This is a genomic window from Mesorhizobium sp. B4-1-1 (assembly GCF_006439375.1).
Taxonomy (GTDB): Bacteria; Pseudomonadota; Alphaproteobacteria; order Rhizobiales; family Rhizobiaceae; genus Mesorhizobium.
Genome location: NZ_VFTH01000004.1, coordinates 262,949 through 280,529 on the forward strand (window position 1 = coordinate 262,949; position 17,581 = coordinate 280,529).

Genomic DNA, 17,581 nt, shown 5'->3' on the forward strand with positions numbered 1-17,581 from the left:
TCGCAGTTGTCGAAAATGGGAGAAAGACAAATGCTGAAATCGATCGGTAAGACACTTCTGGGCGCGGTGTTCGTCGGCGGGCTGTTCGTCCCCCACGCCTTCGCCGAAACCACGTTGAACGCGCTCTTCATGGCGCAGGCCGCCTACAGCGAGGCCGACGTGCGCTCGATGACGGAGGCCTTCACCAAGGCTAATCCGGACATCAAGGTCAATCTCGAATTCGTTCCCTATGAAGGCCTGCACGACAAGACCGTGCTCGCTCAAGGATCCGGCGGCGGCTACGACGTGGTGCTGTTCGACGTCATCTGGCCGGCCGAATATGCGACCAACAAGGTGCTGGTCGACGTCTCGTCGAAGATCACCGACGACATGAAGAAGGGCGTGCTGCCTGGCGCCTGGACCACCGTCCAGTATGACGGCAAGTACTATGGCATGCCGTGGATCCTCGACACCAAGTATTTGTTCTATAACAAGGAAATCCTTGAAAAGGCCGGCATCAAGGCGCCGCCGAAGACCTGGGAAGAGCTCGGCCAGCAGGCCAAGATCATCCAGGACAAGGGCCTGCTGAAGACGCCGATCGCCTGGAGCTGGTCGCAGGCCGAAGCCGCTGTCTGCGACTACACCACGCTGGTCAGCGCCTATGGCGGCGACTTCCTCAAGGACGGCAAGCCCGACTTCCAGAACGGCGGCGGCCTATCGGCCCTGAAATACATGGTGGACAGCTACAAGTCGGGCCTCACCAATCCGAATTCCAAGGAATTCCTGGAAGAAGACGTCCGCAAGGTGTTCGAGAACGGCGATGCCGCCTTCGCGCTGAACTGGACCTACATGTACAACATGGCCAACGATCCGAAGGACTCCAAGGTCGCGGGCAAGGTCGGCGTGGTGCCGGCGCCGGGCGTTGCCGGCACCAGCGAGGTCTCGGCCGTCAACGGCTCGATGGGCCTTGGCGTCACCGCGGTGTCGAAGCACCAGGACGAGGCCTGGAAATACATCGAGTTCATGACCTCGCAGGCGACGCAGAACCAGTATGCCAAGCTCTCGCTGCCGATCTGGGCCTCGTCCTATGACGATCCGGCCGTCACCAAGGGCCAGGAAGAACTGATCGCCGCCGCCAAGCTCGGTCTCGCCGCGATGTATCCGCGCCCGACCACGCCGAAATATCAGCAGCTGTCGACGGCACTGCAGCAGGCGATCCAGGAATCGCTGCTCGGCCAGGCGGCGCCGGAAGACGCGCTCAAGACCGCTGCTGAAAACAGCGGCCTCTGATCCGGCGTTCCCCGACGGGCGGGCGGCCTCATACATGAGCGCCGCCCGTGCTATTTCCGACCGGATGAAGGAAGAGAGGCGCCTCCGATGTCAGGCACCTGGATGACGACTCGCGCGTGGCTGTTGATGCTGCCCCTTCTGGTGATCATGGTCGCCGTCATCGGCTGGCCGTTGGTCGATACGATCAGGCTCTCCTTCACCGACGCCCAGCTGGTCGGCACGGCTGGCAATTACGTCGGCTTCGACAACTACACCAAGATGCTGACGAGCTCGAACTTCAGCCGCACGCTGGTCACAACCACCTGGTTTGCGGTCATCTCGGTCGCCGCCGAGATGGTGATCGGCGTGCTTGCGGCTCTTCTGCTCAATCAGGAATTCCGTGGCCGCGCCGTCTTGCGCGGGCTGATGATCCTGCCATGGGCGCTGCCCACCGTCGTCAACGCGACGCTCTGGCGGCTGATCTACAATCCCGAATATGGCGCGCTGAACGCGGCGCTGACCCAACTCCATCTCATCGATGACTATCGCTCCTGGCTGGGTGAGCCCGGCACGGCGCTCGCGGCGCTGATCGTCGCCGACTGCTGGAAGAATTTTCCTCTTGTCGCGCTGATCGCGCTCGCCGCCCTGCAGGCGGTGCCGCGCGACATCACCGCCGCGGCGCTTGTCGACGGCGCCGGCCCGTTCAACCGCTTTCGCTTCGTCATCCTGCCCTATCTTGCCGGCCCGCTGATGGTGGCGCTCGTGCTGCGCACCATCGAGGCCTTCAAGGTCTTCGACATCATCTGGGTCATGACCCGCGGCGGCCCGGCCAACAGCACACGCTCGCTGTCGATCCTCGTCTATCAGGAAGCCTTCTCCTTCCAGCGCGCAGGCTCCGGCGCATCGCTGGCGCTGATCGTCACCTTGCTCGTCACCGTGCTCGCCGTCGCCTATGCGACGCTGGTCAAGAAAACCGCGGGGGGTGCCGTCTGATGGAACGCAAGAGCCCGGTCTTCACCGCTTTTGTCTATGCCTGCGCGATCCTGCTTGCCGCCGTCATCCTGGCCCCGCTCGCCTGGCTCTTCGTCATGAGCATATCGCCGGCCGCCGATCTTGCCGCCAAGCCGCTGCGCTGGTGGCCGCAGGCGGCCGACTTCTCCCGTTACGCGCAGCTTCTGTCGACGGCCGAAAACAGCGCCGGCGCCGCCTTCACCGCTTCGCTGCGCAACAGCCTGGAAGTCGCCGGCATGGCGACGCTTGCCGCTGTTGTCCTTGCCGTGCCGGCCGGCTGGGCCGTTTCGCGCACCCCTTCGGTGGGCTGGTCGCTGTCGATGGTGATCGCAACCTATATGCTGCCGCCGGTAGCGCTCTCCGTGCCGCTTTACATGGGCCTGTCTTATCTCGGCCTGCTCAACAACATCTTCGGCCTTGCGCTGATCTATCTGACGATCCTCGCGCCCTTCACCACCTGGCTGATGAAATCGGGCTTCGATGCCATCCCGCGCGAGATCGAGGCCGCGGCGATGATCGACGGGGCCGGGCTGCTCCAGACCTGGCGCATCATCACCTTGCCGCTGGCGGCGCCTGTCGTGGCGACATCGGCGCTGTTTGCCGTGCTGCTTGCCTGGGACGAGTTCTTCTACGCCCTGCTTTTCACCTCGGACCAGCGGGCAAAGACCCTGACGGTCGCCATCGCCGATCTCGCCGGCGGCCGCGTTTCCGACTACGGACTGATCGCCACCGCCGGCGTGCTCGCGGCCTTGCCGCCGGTGCTGATCGGCCTCGTCATGCAACGCGCGCTGATCTCGGGCCTTACCAGCGGCGGAGTGAAAGGATAATCATGACTGCAGAGAAGAAACGTCCGGCAGGGCTTGTCGCAATCGACCGCGAGATGGCGCGTCAGCATGAGGATGCGCTTGCCTCGTTCGAGAGCAATCGAGAGGCCGCCGCCAAGGTAGCCGCCTCGATCAGGAAGAACGGCAGGCTCGTCCTGCTCGGCATGGGCGCCTCGCATGCCGTCGCGCGCGCCGTCGAGCCGCTCTATCGCGCGCAAGGCATCGACGCCATCGCGCTGCCGCTCTCGGAGCAGCTTGGCCAGCCGCTGCCGCTTGACGGCAAGACGGTGATCGTCACCTCGCAGTCCGGCGAGAGCGCCGAGGTGCTGCGCTGGTTTGACGAGACCGGCGACCGCGCTGAAACCTTCGGCCTGACGCTGGAGGCCGGTTCCTTCCTCGGCCGTACGGTGCCTTGCCTCGTCGGCGCCGGCGGCACCGAGCTTGCCTTTGCCGCGACCCGCAGCCTGACCGTGACCTTCGCCCTGCACCTCGCCATTCTCGCCGCGCTCGGCGAGGACCCCGCCGCCGCGCTCGCGGTGCTCAAGGCGACGGAGACGGTCGGGATCGATGCCGCGCTCGCGGCGCTGAGCACGGTCGCGACCGTCGTGACCTCCGGCCGCAGGCTGCAGGGCCTCGCCGAGGCGCTGGGGCTCGGCCTGACCGAATTGTCGCGCCTGCCGTGCTTTTCGCTCGAAGGCGGTCAGCTTCGCCACGGGCCGATGGAGATGCTCGGGCCCAAGATCGGCGTCGTCCTCTTCCGCGGCGACGACCCGACCGCGGAGCTGGTGACCGCCATGGCCGTTTCGGCGGTCGAGACCGGCGCGCCGCTGGTCATGTTCGACGCTTCTGGCAAGCCGCCGGTCGCGGGCGCGGTCACGCTCGCCTTCAAGCCCGTCACGGGCTTGGCGGCGATCTTTGCCATGCTGCCGGTTGCGCAACGCCTGATGATCGCCTTCGCCGATTCCCGCGTCGAGAATGCCGGAACGCCGGTGCGCACCACCAAGATCACCAGGAGCGAGTGATGCGGCCGCTCGCGGTGATCGGCAACGTCAATGTGGACCTGATCGTCGGCCCGGTCGCGCCGTGGCCGAAAGCGGGCACGGAAACCGTCGTCGATCACGACGACCTGCGCGTCGGCGGCCAGGCCGGCAACACCGCGCTTGCCTGGCAGGCGCTGGGCATCGACTTCGACATCGCCGCCAACATCGGCGACGACCAGTTCGGGCGCTGGCTGCGCGAAGCCTTCGGACGCCGCGCGCAGAAATGGCCGGTTCGTCCCGAAGGCACGACATTGTCGGTCGGCATGACCCATCCAGATGGCGAGCGCACCTTCTTCACCACGCGCGGCCACCTGCCCCGCTTCAGCCTGGCTGACGTGCTCTCCGTGCTGGACGGCAATCGGCTTGCTGGCGGCCACGCGCTGCTCTGCGGCTCTTTCCTCACCGACGACCTGACGCGCGATTACGACGCTTTCTTCGACTGGGCCGAAGCGCATGGCATCGCCGTTGCGCTCGACACAGGCTGGCCGATCGACGGCTGGACGCAAGCGAATTGCACCGCCGCGCGCGGCTGGCTGTCGCGCTGCGCCCTGGCCCTCTTCAACGAAGTCGAGACGACCACGCTGGCCGGCCTGGCAAGTCCATCGGAAGCCGCGCGCAAGATCCGCGACGGCATGAAGGACGGAGCGACGGTCGTCGTCAAGCGCGGGCCGGACGGCGCGATCGCCATCGGCGCCGACGGCGAGCTCATTCAAGTGCCGGCACCTCGAGTCGCCGTCATCGACACGATCGGCGCCGGCGATGTCTTCAACGCCGCCTTCCTGGCGGCACTGGCACAGGGGCAATCGTTGGTGAAATGCCTGTCCGCCGCCATCCTTGTGGCCTCGCGCGCCATTTCAACCTTGCCCCGCGATTATGGCGGGCCGATCCAGTTCGAGGATGCTGTTCATGAGCGCGCTTGAAATTCGCGATGTCCGCAAGAATTACGGCAGCGTCGAGACGCTGAAAGGCATCGACATCGCGCTCGAAAACGGCGAGTTCCTGGTGCTGCTCGGTTCGTCGGGCTGCGGCAAGTCCACTTTGCTCAACATCATCGCCGGTCTCGCCGAGGCAACCAGCGGCGATGTGCTGATCGGCGGCCGGTCGGTGCTTGGCGTGCATCCGAAGAACCGCGACATCGCCATGGTCTTCCAGTCCTACGCGCTCTATCCGAACCTCACCGTCAGCCGCAACATCGGCTTCGGCCTTGAAATGCGCAAAGTCCCCGCCGCCGAGCGCGACAAGGCGGTGCGCGAGGCGGCAAGATTGCTGCAGATCGAGAACCTGCTCGACCGCAAGCCCGGCCAGCTCTCCGGCGGCCAGCGCCAGCGCGTCGCCATCGGCCGCGCTTTGGTGCGCAAGCCGCAGGTCTTCCTGTTCGACGAGCCGCTTTCCAATCTTGACGCCAAGCTGCGGCTGGAAATGCGCACCGAACTGAAGCGCTTGCATGAAATGCTGCGCACCACGGTCGTCTACGTCACCCATGACCAGATCGAGGCGATGACGCTGGCGACCCGCATCGCCGTCATGCGCGACGGCCGCATCGAACAGCTGGGCACGCCGGAAGATATCTACAACCATCCGGCGACGCTCTATGTCGCGGGCTTCGTCGGCGCCCCGTCGATGAACAGGCTGGAAGCGACCGTCGAGGACGGCAAGCTGGCGATTGCAGGCACGGATGCGCGGCTGGCGATTCCGGCTCGCTACACCGACGCGGCCCGCAACAATGCTTCAGTTGTGGTCGGCATCAGGCCGGAAGCGCTCCGCCTTGGACCGGGCAGCGGCGCGGAACTGTCGCTGCCCGTCGAGATCGACGTCGTCGAACTGACAGGCCCCGAACAGGTCACCACCGCCCGGGTCGGCGCGCAAAGGCTGACGGCGACCCTGCCGCCCCAAGCCCGTGTCGCCAAGGGCCAGCCGTGCGCGTTCGTCTTCGATGCGGGCGCGCTCCGCCTGTTCGATCCGGCAACCGGCAAGGCTTTCTGAGCGGTCGCCCGCCTTCCGCCTGCATGACCCGATCGATAGTCGGCCGGGTCAGCTCGCGAGTGCGGGCTGACCCGTCGCTTCGTCCTCAGTCAATGTCGAACGACACGCCCTGCGCCAAAGGCAGCGCCTTGGAGAAGTTCACCGTGTTGGTGGCGCGGCGCATGTAGGCCTTCCAGGCGTCCGAGCCGCTCTCGCGACCGCCGCCCGTCTCCTTCTCGCCACCGAACGCCCCGCCGATCTCGGCGCCCGAGGTGCCGATATTGACGTTGGCGATGCCGCAGTCAGAGCCATCGACGCCCAGGAAGCGCTCCGATTCCTGCAGGTCACGAGTGAAGATCGACGACGACAGGCCCGCCGCCACCGCATTGTGCAGGTCGAGCGCCTCGTCGAAATCGGAATATTTCATCACATAGAGGATCGGCGCGAAGGTCTCTTCCGTCACCGGCGAAACCTGCTTCGGCATCTCGACCAGCGCCGGATGCGCGTAATAGGCGTCCGGATGGCCGTTCTCGACGCGCGCGCCGCCGGTCACCTTGCCGCCATGCGCCTCAGCTTCCTTCAGCGCCTTCTGCATGTTGTCGAAGGCGGCCTTGTCGATCAGCGGGCCGACCAGCGCCTTGCCTTCCAGCGGATTGCCGACCGAGACGGACTGATAGGCCTTCTTCAGCCGCGGCAAGAGCGCGTCATAGACGCTGTCATGCACGAACAGGCGCCTGAGCGTGGTGCAGCGCTGGCCGGCCGTGCCCATGGCGCCGAAGGCGATGGCACGCAGCGCCATGTCGAGATCGGCGGTGGGCGTCACGATGCCGGCATTGTTGCCGCCGAGCTCCAGCACGGCACGGGCAAAACGCTTGGCGAGCCTGGGACCGACCTCCCGGCCCATGCGCGTCGAGCCGGTGGCCGAGACCAGCGGCACTTTGGGATGGTCGACCAGCACCTCGCCGGCGACGCGGTCGCCGATCAGCACCTGCAGCAGCCCTGCCGGCGCATCCTTGCCGAAACGCTTGGCGGCGCGCTTGAAGATCGCCTCGCAGGCAAGTGCGGTCAGCGGCGTCTTTTCCGACGGCTTCCAGACCACCGCATCGCCGCAGACGAAGGCAAGGGCTGCATTCCACGACCACACCGCGACCGGGAAGTTGAAGGCAGAGATCACACCGACGACGCCGAGCGGATGCCACGTCTCCATCATGCGATGACCGGGGCGTTCGGTGGCGATGGTGAGGCCATACAATTGCCGGGAGAGACCGACGGCGAAGTCGCAGATGTCGATCATTTCCTGCACTTCGCCGAGACCCTCGGACGGGATCTTGCCGACCTCGATCGACACCAGGCGGCCGAGCTCGTCCTTATGCGCGCGCAACTCCTCGCCGAGCAGACGCACCAGTTCGCCCCGCTTCGGCCCCGGCACCAGCCGCCAGGCCTGGAAGGCCCTGTGCGCGGCATCGATGGCCTGGCCGGCATCGGCGGCCGAAATCGATCTCAGCGCCGCGATCTGTTCGCCCGTCACCGGGCTGCGCACGACAAGGTCGCCGTCCGAAAGCGCATCCTTGGCAACGCCGAGTTTCTCAAGAAGTGCAGCCGTTTCCTTCGCCAGTGTCATTTTATCCCTTTCAGATCCCGCGATTCGTGAGCGGGAATGGAAGCCATGCGCCGTGTCGTGTCCGTACCGCAGGGCACAGCCGGGCGCTTCATGGCGTGGCATTTACTCGTTTCGGGGAAAAACCGCCACCCCGGCATGGTCCAAGCCCGGGTCGCGAAATTGGGCCAAGCAGCGAAGCCGTATCAGTGCGCCTTCCGGATCGAGGATTTCTCGGCGCTTTCCTTGATCAGCCGGTCGATATGCATGCGGATATGCGCCGCCTCGGCGGCGGTATTGGCCAAAGCGATGGCGCGGTCGAAGGCAACGCGCGCCTCCTCGTTGCGGCCAAGCTGCATCAGCAGCCCACCCCTGAGGCCGAAGAAATGGAAATAGCCCGAGAGCCTGTCTTCCAGCGGCTCGATCATGGCGAGCGCGGCTTCCGGGCCGCGCACCTTGCTGACCGCCACGGCGCGGTTCAGCGTCACAACGGGCGAAGGCTGCATCTGCTCCAACAGACCGTAGAGCAGGTCGATCTCGGTCCAGTCTGTATCTTCCGCCGTCGCCGCCCGCGCATGCAGCGCCGCGATCGCCGCCTGAACCTGGTAGGGGCCGGGCTTGCGGTGGCGCAGCGCCTTGTCGACCAGCGCCAGGCCCTCGTCGATCATCTTGCGGCTCCATAACGAGCGGTCCTGGTCCTCGAGCAGGACGATCTCGCCATTCTCGTCGAAACGCGCCGGCGCCCGCGCGTGCTGCAGCAGGAGCAGCGCGGTCAGCCCCATGATCTCCGGCTCGGCTTGGAAGAGCCTGAGCAGCAGACGGGCAAGCCGGATCGCCTCCTCGCAGAGCGGCGCGCGGGCCGGTGCCTCGCCGCCATTGGTCGAATAGCCTTCGTTGAAGATCAGATAGACCATCGCGGCGACAGCGGCGAGCCGCTCCGAGCGCTCGACCGCGCCTGGCGTTTCGAACGGCACGCCGGCATCGGCAATGCGCGCCTTGGCGCGGGTGATGCGCTGTTCCATGGCGCTCTCGCCGACCAGGAAGGCGCGCGCGATCTGCTTGACGGTAAGGCCGGAGACGATGCGCAGCGCCACCGCGATCTGCTGCGTCGCCGGCAGATCCGGATGGCAGCAGATGAACAGAAGCCGCAGGATATCGTCGCGGTAATGCGCGCCGTCGAGCCGCTCGGCGATGTCGCTCTCGGCGTCCTCCAGATCGGAGACCTGGTCTTCTTCCGGCATCGGCGCCTGCTTGGCGCGCTTGCGCACGGCGTCGATGCCGCTGTTGCGGCCGACAAAGATCAGCCAGGCGACGGGATCGCGCGGCGGCCCGTTCTTCGGCCAGTTCTTGAGTGCCCTCAGGCAAGCATCCTGGAAAGCCTCTTCCGCGGCGTCGAGGTCGCGGAAGTAGCGCAGCAGCGCGCCCATCGCCTGCGGACGGGCGTTGCCGATCGCCGTGCTTATCCAGGCAAGCTCGGTCATACCGCTACCTTTGTGGGATTGAAGATCGAAACCGGCCGGATCTCGTAAGAGCCGCCGCTCGGATTGACCTCGGAGAGCTCGCGCGCGAATGCGACCGCTTCGTCGAGATCGTCGCATTCGAGCGTGTAGAAGCCGAGGAACTGTTCCTTGGTTTCGGCGAACGGGCCGTCCAGCACGACCGCCTCGCCCTTGACCTTTCTCAGCGTGGTCGCCGCGGTCGTCGGCAGAAGGCGCGCCACGGGGCCGAGCCGGCCCGCCTTGGCGTATTTGTCCTGCACGTTGAGGATCTTTGCCATGACCTCGTCGTCCTGTTCCTTGCTCCAGGAGCAGACGACGTCTTCGGAAGCGTAGCAGAGGATGGCGTAGAGCATGGTGCGTCCTTTCCGTATCAAAGGACGCGACACTAGGACCCTTCCCGACACAAGGTCGATAAAAAAATTTATCGGGGGAGCCCGGACTTGGCTGCCTTCGCGCCTGCCTGTCAGGCGCCGCGCGCCTGCAGCCATCTGAGCACCAGCGTTTCTTCCTCATCGAGGCCGGATATCCGGCGTTTGCGCTTGTTGGCCCCGGCCATTTCGTCGAGCAGGCGCCCTTTGCTCCATGCCTCGAACACCAGCGGATGGATGTAGCATTTGCGGCAGACGGCACGGGTATTGCCCAACCGCTCGGCGACCTTGTCGACGACACTGTTGATCATCCGCTTTTGCCGCGTCTTGCTTTCCGGCAGCTCGGTCCCGGCAAACAGCGACGCCGCATGGATCGTGCCGCCCCAGGTGCGGAAATGCTTTGAGCTGAAATCGGCGCCGGATGCCTCGCGAATATAGCGGTTGACGTCCTCCGAGCGCACCGGGCACCGGTCGCCATTCTCATCGAGATATTGGAACAGCTTCTGTCCGGGCAGGTCCTGGGCGCCGCGCACGATCTTGGCGATGCGGCGATCGACCAGCTTCAGCTTCCATTCCTTGCCCGACTTGCCCTTGAAGGCGAAGCGCAGGCTGGAGCCCGTGATCTCGACATGGCGGTCGCGCAGCGTGGTCAGCCCGAAACTCTTGTTGTCCCGCGCATAGGCTGCGTTGCCGATGCGGATAAGGGTGTTGTCCAGCAACCAGACCACCGAGGCGACGACGCGCTCCATGGGCAGACCGTGGCGGCGCAGGTCCGCATCGATCTGCAGCCGCAGCGCGGGCAGGCTTTCGGCGAAGGCGACGAGGCTGGAATATTTGACGCCGTCGCGCTCCTCGGTCCATTGCGGGTGATAGCGGTACTGTTTACGGCCGCGCTGATCCCGGCCTGTCGCCTGGATATGGCCGTCCGGATCGGGCGAGATCCACACATCCGTCCAGGCCGGCGGAATGACGATCGCCTTGATGCGGGCAAGGGTCTGCGCGCTGACCGCGCGTCCGTTCGGACCGACATAGGAAAATCCCTTGCCTTTTCTCAGTCGTCGGACGCCGGGATCGGTATCACTCACATAGCTGAGCGACGCTCGCTCGGCCGAATCTTGCGCACCGTTCCTTCGAGTTTCCTCGTTCCGCGTTGAACGGCCCGAGGACAATTGTGAATGCTGCAACATGCGGGCTCCGCGAAATTATCCGTAGATAAAGCCGCTCGCCGATGACTGGTTCCGGATGCAAACGGCGATGCGCACCATCGACGCCGTCGCGTCACGCTGCCACCGGAATGACGTCGACCGCCTGCTCGCCGACCTGACCGCCTGTCGTCTTCAGCACGCCGACGATCGGCGCCACGTCGGAATAGTCGCGGCCGTAGCCGACCGTGATATGGTCGTTGCTCGCCCGCATGCCGTTGGTCGGGTCGAACTCCTGCCAGCCGGCGTCGCGTCCGCACCAGGCCTTGACCCAGGCATGCATGGCATCCGCGCCTTCAAGCCGCGGCTTGCCCTTCGGCGGGATCGTGCGCAGGAAGCCGCTGACATAACCGGCCGGGATGCCAAGCCCGCGCAGGCCGGCGATCATGATATGCGAGAAATCCTGACAGACGCCGCGCTTCAGGGCAAACGCATCGCTGGCCCGGGTCTGCACGGTCGTCGCCTTGCCGTCATAGGTGAAGTCACGATGAATGCGGTTGCAGAGATCGACCGCCGTGGCGACGGTTGACCCCTGCAAACTGTCCCGCGCATAGGCCGTGATCGCCGCGTCGATGCCTACATGATCGCTGGCGGCGAGGAAATGGTGCGGCGCGGACGGCGAGAGTGACCGCACCACATCGAGCTCCGACCTTAGCCCGTTTATATCCGGCGAGACATCGAGACCCGGCTCAGGCCGCGAGACCGAAACGCGCGCGCTCATTCGGATGTCGAGCGTCTCATGCGCGTCGCGAAAGGCGATCGATGTGACGTTGTTGCCGAAGAAATCGGAAAAATCGGCGCGTTCGGCCGGCGACGGCTGGAAGGACAGCGAGGCCGCGATCACGCGCTGCACGCCGGCGATCGTCTGCGGCATGACGCGCACCTGGTGCCGTCCGCCGCCGGCGGCGGCGGCATAGTCGTAATGCAGATGGAGTTTGATATCGTAGAGCATTAAAGCAATTCCAGCAAAAGCGCGCAGAGGTTTTGCGTCCGGAATTGCGCAAAAACAAAGAGATAGAGCATTGGAGGCGATCCTTTTCGCTGGAAATACTCTAACCGAAATAGCCTCTGGCGAGGCTGTTGTAGAGAGCGCCGATCTGGCCGGCCAAGTCGTCGAGCACCTTGGCGCTCATATCCGACGGCTCCATGACGGCGATTGCCGTGTTGAGCTGCAGGATTTCCTTGGCGGCGGGCGACATATGCCCCTCGCCGCCGACCGAAGGCAGCATGGCGATCTCGGCCTTCAGCCGCTCGAGCTGGAACAGGATCGAGCGTGGGTTGAGCGGGTCGAGCGCGAGCAGGTCGATCACCGTGCGCCGCCCGGCCTGCACCGGATACTGCCGGCGATGGGTCATGACGCTGTCGCCGATCTCCAGCATCATGTCGAGCGCCCCTTCCGGCGCCCCGTTCCTGGTCAGCCGGCTGAGCGTGCCGGCGATCTGGATGCCGCGTTCCAGCCTGCGGCCGATCTCCAGAAAGCGCCAGCCCGTGAAGCGGTACATGTTCTCATGCAGCAGACCGGAAAAGCCGGCGAGCTTGCGCAGCATCACCGTCATTGCCCGCGTCGCGTCGTCTCCGGGCGCGACCGTCTCCGCGAATTTGTGGATGGTCTTCGACAGATCCTTCAGCGCCAGCCAGCCGTCGGGGGAGAAGCGGTCGCGAATCTGGCCGGCGCTGTAGACCGCGCTGTCCAAAGTGCCGATCAACCCTGGCGGTATCGCCGTTTCGGCCTCGATGCCGAACGGCTCGAGATAGTCCCTGATATCGGCGAGCAGCGGCATGTCCGGATCGGACGTCTCGGCAAGCCGCACGTGATAGGCGCGCAGCACGCGCACCGTATCTTCGGAGCGCTCGATATAGCGCCCGAGCCAGGTCAGGTTCTCGGCCGCGCGGCTGGGCAGGCTGCCTGGCATGGTGCGGATGAAGCCGTCATGCTCCTGCGGCAACAATGTCTCGCGCTCGACCGGCCTGTCGCTGACCACCCAGACATCCGCCGCCTGGCCGCCGCGCTGCATGGCGATCGCCGTCGGGTCGAGCGAGAAGCCGACGCGGGCGAAGCCGCCGGGCATCACCGTCCAGCCTTCCGGCGTGCGCGCCAGATAGACGCGCAGACTGGCGGGGCGCGGCTCAAGCACACCGCCGGCGAACACCGGCGTGGTCGAGAGTGTCACCGCTTCCTGGCCGACAAAGCCGGCGCCGTCGGCTTCGATCCGCGCGACAAGCTCCGCCCGTTCCCCCGCCGAAAGCGCCGAACCGAGCCTGGTCGCGCCATCGTCCTCGAAGGCGAGCCGCGTCGACAGCGCCGGGCCGACCACCATATGGTCGATATTGGCAAGCACGTGGTCGCGTTCGTTCTGCTGCCCGCACCACCAGGTGGCAACGTTCGGCAACGACAGATCTTCACCTAGCAGTTCCCGCGCGATCCTGGGCAGGAAGGAAAGCAAGGCCCGCGTTTCCACCAGGCCGGAACCCAGCGCATTGACGGCCGAAACGGAGCCGCGCCGGATCGCCTCGACCAGCCCCGGCGCGCCGATCTGCGAGTCCGGCCTGAGCTCCAGCGGATCGGCGAAGGCCGCGTCGAGCCGCCGCCACAGGACGCCGATCGGCAGCAGGCCTGAAACCGTTCGCACCATCAACCTGCCGCCGGATACGGTCAGGTCCTCGCCCTCGAGCAGCATGATGCCGAGATAGCGGGCGATATAGGCGTGCTCGTAATAGGTTTCGTTGAGCGGTCCCGGCGTCAGGATGGCGACACGGCCGCCCGATTCCCTCGCCATGCCGTTCAGCGCATCGCGGAAACGACGGAAGAAGCCGGCCAGCCGATGCACATGCATCTCGCCATAGATATCCGACAGCGCGCGCGTGGTGGCGACGCGGTTCTCCAGCGCGAAGCCGGCGCCGGACGGCGCCTGGGCGCGATCGCCCAGCACCCACCAGCGCCCGTCCGGGCCACGGCCGAGCTCGAAGGCGACCATATGCAGGAAATGCCCGCTGGCCGGCCGGACGCCTGCGACGGGGCGCAGATATTCGGAGCTCGCCGCGATCAGCCCGGCAGGCAGGATCCCCTTCTCGATCAGCCGGTTCGGCCCATAGATGTCGGCCAGGATGGCCTCGAACAGGTCGGCGCGCTGGACGAGGCCGGCACTGATCTCGGCCCATTCCTTCTCGTCGATCAGCAGCGGGACATGCGCGAGCGGCCATTCGCGCTCATTGGCCCCTGCCTGCTCATAGACGCGATAATAGACGCCGGCGTCGCGCAGATACTGGTCGGCGCGGGCAAACCGCTGCCCAAGCCGTTCCGCGCCCAGATCGTCGAGCGCGTCGATGAAGAAGCGCCAGGCCGGACGCGGGCTGCCCGACGCGTCGACCATCTCGTCGACGACGCCTTCGATCGGCCGGTAGCGCTCCAGCAGGCCCTGCGCCCGCGGCCTGCCGCCTGCCCGTCTCTGATTCCCCTTGGCCATTGTCGATCAGAATCTCGCCGGCCGCCTGAGGTCAAGGGTCATGGGAAACTCTTCAGAAGCTTCTTCGTTACGCAGCATATAGCCGCCCGGCGTATGACCGCGCGGTTCGAACCGGGCAAGCCGCCGCGCTTCGGCTTCGTTGCCGTTGACCGGAAAAGTGTCGTAGCTGCGCCCGCCCGGATGCGCGACATGGTAGATGCAGCCGCCGATCGAGCGCCCAGACCAGCGGTCATAAATGTCGAAGACCAGCGGCGTGTTGACCGGCAGGGCCGGATGCAGGCCGGAGGCCGGCTGCCAGGCCTTGAAGCGCACGCCAGCCACCGCGACCTCGCGGTTGTCGGTGACTTTCATCGGCACGATGCGGCCGTTGCAGACGATGGCGTGGCGCTCCGGATTGAGGCCTTCGGTCCGCACCTGCAGTCGCTCGACCGAGGAGTCGACAAACCGGACGGTGCCGCCGATCGCGCCCTGCTCGCCCATCACGTGCCAGGGCTCCAGCGCCTGCCGCAATTCCAGCTTGACGCCGGCTTGGCTTACCTCGCCGCAGAACGGGAAGCGGAATTCGAGCTGGGCCGCGAACCATTCGGGACGGAAGTCGAAGCCGTTGAGCTTCAAATCCTCCAGCACGTCGAGGAAATCCGCCCAGACATAATGCGGCAGCATGAAACGGTCGTGCAGCGAGGTGCCCCAGCGCGCGAAACGGCCGTCGAGCGGATTCTGCCAGGCGCGCGCGATGATGGCGCGGACCAGCAATTGCTGGGCGAGCGACATGCGCGCATTGGGCGGCATCTCGAAACCGCGGAACTCGACCAGCCCCAGCCGCCCGGTAGGCCCATCCGGCGAGAACAATTTGTCGATGCAGATTTCCGAGCGATGCGTGTTGCCAGTGACATCGGTCAAAAGGTTGCGGAACAGCCGGTCGACCAGCCACGGCAAAGGCGCCGCGCCCTTGTCAGGGTACGGCACCTGCGCCAACGCGATTTCCAGCTCATAAAGCGAATCGTGCCGCGCCTCGTCGATGCGCGGCGCCTGGCTGGTCGGGCCGATGAACAGGCCGGAAAACAGGTAGGACAGGGACGGGTGCCGCTGCCATTGCAGCACCAGGCTCTTCAACAGGTCCGGCCGGCGCAGGAACGGGCTGTCGTTCGGCGTCGCGCCGCCAACCACGACATGATTGCCGCCGCCGGTGCCGGTGTGGCGCCCGTCGATCATGAACTTGTCGGTGCCGAGCCGCGACCGCCTGGCTTCCTCATAGATTGCCGTGGTCGTCGCCACGCAATCCCGCCAGTTGGCGGCCGGGTGGATGTTGACCTCGATGACGCCCGGGTCGGGCGCGACGCGGATGACGTTGAGGCGCGGATCCTGCGGCGGGGCGTAACCCTCGATATGCACCGGCAGGCCGATGGCCTTGGCCGCGTTCTCGGCCGCCGCCACCAGTTCGAGATAGTCTTCCAGCGCCTCGACCGGCGGCATGAACACGCACAGCCGCCCGTCGCGCGGCTCGACCGAAAGCGCGGTGCGCACCGCGCCACCGATCTCAGTGATCTCCTGCTCGACGCGATCCTGCTGGCCGGTCGCCGCGGTGAAGGACACGGCCTGCTGGCGGCGCGCCATTTCGTCGGCGCCTTCAGGCTCCGCCGTGGCGGCCCCCGGCAAGATAGCCTCGCGCGCCGGCAGCGGCCCACGCGGCAGCGACGGATCGACCGGCACGATATAGGGGAACTGCTCCGGCGGCACGTAAGGCAGCGTGCCGAGCGGCAGGCGGTAGCCGACCGGGGAATCGCCCGGCACCAGGAACAGGCGGCCGCGCCGCGTCGTCCATTTCTCCGAGCGCCAGCGCTGTCCGGCGGCCTGGCTGTTCCAGCGCTGCACTGGCAGCACATAGCCCGACGGCTTGGTCAGCCCGCGCTCGAAGACGCGCGCCATGCGGCTGCGCTCTTCGGGGTCTTCCAGCTTCGAATTGGACGGATCGACATTGTCCGGCAGCTTGCCTTCCTTGAGCAGCCACTCGCCCGGATCCTCATAGGCCTCGCCGACCATCGCCTTGTCGATGCCGAGCTCGCCGGCGATCGCCTTGAGCAGGCTCTCGGCCTGTTCAGGCCCGACCGCGGCATCGCCGTTCTCTCGTGCGATCAGCGACGGGTCGCGCCAGACCGGTTCGCCGTCGGCGCGCCAGTAGAGCGAGAAGGTCCAGCGCGGCAGGCTCTCGCCCGGATACCACTTGCCCTGGCCGTAGTGCAGGAAGCCGCCCGGCGCGAAATGCTCGCGCAGCCGGCGGATGAGCTGGTCCGCCTTGTCGCGTTTGGTTGGACCGACGGCCGCCGTGTTCCATTCCGCCGCTTCGAAATCGTCGATCGACACGAAGGTCGGCTCGCCGCCCATGGTGAGCCGCATGTCGCCGTCTTTCAGCACCGCGTCAACCTTTTCGCCCAATTGATCGAGCGCCTGCCAGCTTTCGTCCGAGAATGGCTTGGTGATGCGCGGATGCTCGGCGATGCGATCGACCCGCATGTCGAAGCCGAATTCGACATTGGCGAAGCTCGCCATGCCGGAGATCGGCGCGGCATTGCAGAAATGCGGCGTTGCGGCGAGCGGCACATGGCTTTCGCCGGTGAGCAGGCCGGAAGTCGGGTCGAAACCGATCCAGCCGGCGCCCGGAATATAAACCTCGCACCAGGCATGCAGGTCGGTGAAGTCGACAGCGGTTCCCGGCGGTCCGTCGAGCGAGACGAGATCGGGCTTCAACTGGATCAGATAGCCGGAGACGAAGCGCGCGGCGACGCCCAGATTGCGCAGTATCTGCACCAGGAGCCAGCTCGAATCCCGGCAGGAGCCCTTGCCGGCGGCCAAAGTCTCCTCGGGCGAATAAACACCCGTCTCCATGCGCACGATATAGGCGATCTCGCGCTGCAGCCTTGCATTGAGGTCGACGAGGAAATTGACAGTGTTTCTCGGGCTGCGGTCGATTGTCCGAAGGAACGCCGACAAAAGCGGCCCGACCGGCTCCGCCGCGCGGTAGATAGCGAGGTCTTCCCTGATCTCTTCGGGATAGTCGAACGGAAAGCTCTCGGCGCTCTCCTCGACGAAGAAGTCGAACGGGTTATAGACCGTCATGTCGGCGACGAGGTCGACCTCGATCTTCAGTTCCGTCACCGGCTCCGGGAAGACGAAGCGGGCGAGGAAGTTGCCGTAGGGATCCTGCTGCAGGTTGACGAAGTGGTTTGCCGGCTCGACCTTCAGCGAGTGGCTGAGCACCTTGGTGCGCGAATGCGGCGCCGGCTGCAGCCTGATCACCTGGGGACCGAGCACCACCGGCCGGTCATATTTGTAATGGGTCAGGTGATGGACGGCTGCCAGAATTGCCAT

13 protein-coding genes are annotated in these 17,581 nt (G+C 65.8%); 6 read left to right on the plus strand and 7 right to left on the minus strand.

The genetic code is table 11. From position 1 onward, the window contains the following. Positions 1 to 30: 30 nt before the first annotated feature. From FJW10_RS08115 to FJW10_RS08140, 6 genes are all read left to right on the plus strand, one after another. Positions 31 to 1,269, plus strand: a complete 1,239-nt coding sequence (locus FJW10_RS08115) for an extracellular solute-binding protein (RefSeq protein ID WP_140827592.1) — start codon at positions 31 to 33, stop codon at positions 1,267 to 1,269. Positions 1,270 to 1,356: 87 nt separating this feature from the next. Beyond that, on the plus strand, positions 1,357 to 2,241 hold the full coding sequence (locus FJW10_RS08120; protein WP_140827589.1) for a sugar ABC transporter permease: 885 nt from the start codon (positions 1,357 to 1,359) through the stop codon (positions 2,239 to 2,241). Next, the gene (locus tag FJW10_RS08125) at positions 2,241 to 3,086 is read left to right on the plus strand and encodes a carbohydrate ABC transporter permease (protein ID WP_140827585.1); all 846 of its coding nucleotides are present in this window, start codon (positions 2,241 to 2,243) and stop codon (positions 3,084 to 3,086) included. The genes FJW10_RS08120 and FJW10_RS08125 overlap by 1 nt, the downstream gene beginning before the upstream one ends. A 2-nt stretch (positions 3,087 to 3,088) precedes the next feature. Then, entirely contained in the window at positions 3,089 to 4,105 is a 1,017-nt protein-coding gene (locus FJW10_RS08130) for an SIS domain-containing protein (protein ID WP_140827581.1), read from the plus strand. Beyond that, entirely contained in the window at positions 4,105 to 5,043 is a 939-nt protein-coding gene (locus tag FJW10_RS08135) for a PfkB family carbohydrate kinase (protein WP_140827577.1), read from the plus strand. The genes FJW10_RS08130 and FJW10_RS08135 overlap by 1 nt, the downstream gene beginning before the upstream one ends. After that, complete coding sequence (locus tag FJW10_RS08140; RefSeq protein WP_140827573.1) at positions 5,030 to 6,106, plus strand: ABC transporter ATP-binding protein; 1,077 nt, start codon at positions 5,030 to 5,032, stop codon at positions 6,104 to 6,106. The genes FJW10_RS08135 and FJW10_RS08140 overlap by 14 nt, the downstream gene beginning before the upstream one ends. Positions 6,107 to 6,191: 85 nt before the next feature. Here FJW10_RS08140 and FJW10_RS08145 read toward each other — a convergent pair whose 3' ends face one another. The 7 genes from FJW10_RS08145 to FJW10_RS08175 all read right to left on the minus strand — a co-directional run bounded on the left by FJW10_RS08145 (position 6,192) and on the right by FJW10_RS08175 (position 17,581). Further along, complete coding sequence (locus tag FJW10_RS08145; protein ID WP_140827570.1) at positions 6,192 to 7,706, minus strand: aldehyde dehydrogenase family protein; 1,515 nt, start codon at positions 7,704 to 7,706, stop codon at positions 6,192 to 6,194. 182 nt (positions 7,707 to 7,888) lie between these two features. Next, a complete protein-coding gene (locus tag FJW10_RS08150; protein ID WP_140899675.1) occupies positions 7,889 to 9,163 on the minus strand; it encodes an RNA polymerase sigma factor in 1,275 nt (424 codons plus the stop codon). Then, the gene (locus FJW10_RS08155; RefSeq protein WP_140827563.1) at positions 9,160 to 9,534 is read right to left on the minus strand and encodes a YciI family protein; all 375 of its coding nucleotides are present in this window, start codon (positions 9,532 to 9,534) and stop codon (positions 9,160 to 9,162) included. Before FJW10_RS08155 ends, FJW10_RS08150 begins: the two co-directional genes overlap by 4 nt. A gap of 110 nt (positions 9,535 to 9,644) precedes the next feature. Beyond that, positions 9,645 to 10,736, minus strand: a complete 1,092-nt coding sequence (locus FJW10_RS08160) for a DNA topoisomerase IB (protein WP_140899676.1) — start codon at positions 10,734 to 10,736, stop codon at positions 9,645 to 9,647. A gap of 91 nt (positions 10,737 to 10,827) precedes the next feature. After that, on the minus strand, positions 10,828 to 11,703 hold the full coding sequence (locus tag FJW10_RS08165) for a transglutaminase family protein (RefSeq protein ID WP_140899677.1): 876 nt from the start codon (positions 11,701 to 11,703) through the stop codon (positions 10,828 to 10,830). A 100-nt stretch (positions 11,704 to 11,803) separates the two neighbouring features. Further along, positions 11,804 to 14,215: a circularly permuted type 2 ATP-grasp protein gene (locus tag FJW10_RS08170; protein WP_140899678.1), complete on the minus strand. Its 2,412-nt coding sequence runs from the start codon at positions 14,213 to 14,215 to the stop codon at positions 11,804 to 11,806. Positions 14,216 to 14,221: 6 nt separating this feature from the next. Next, the gene (locus FJW10_RS08175; RefSeq protein WP_140899679.1) at positions 14,222 to 17,581 is read right to left on the minus strand and encodes a transglutaminase family protein; all 3,360 of its coding nucleotides are present in this window, start codon (positions 17,579 to 17,581) and stop codon (positions 14,222 to 14,224) included.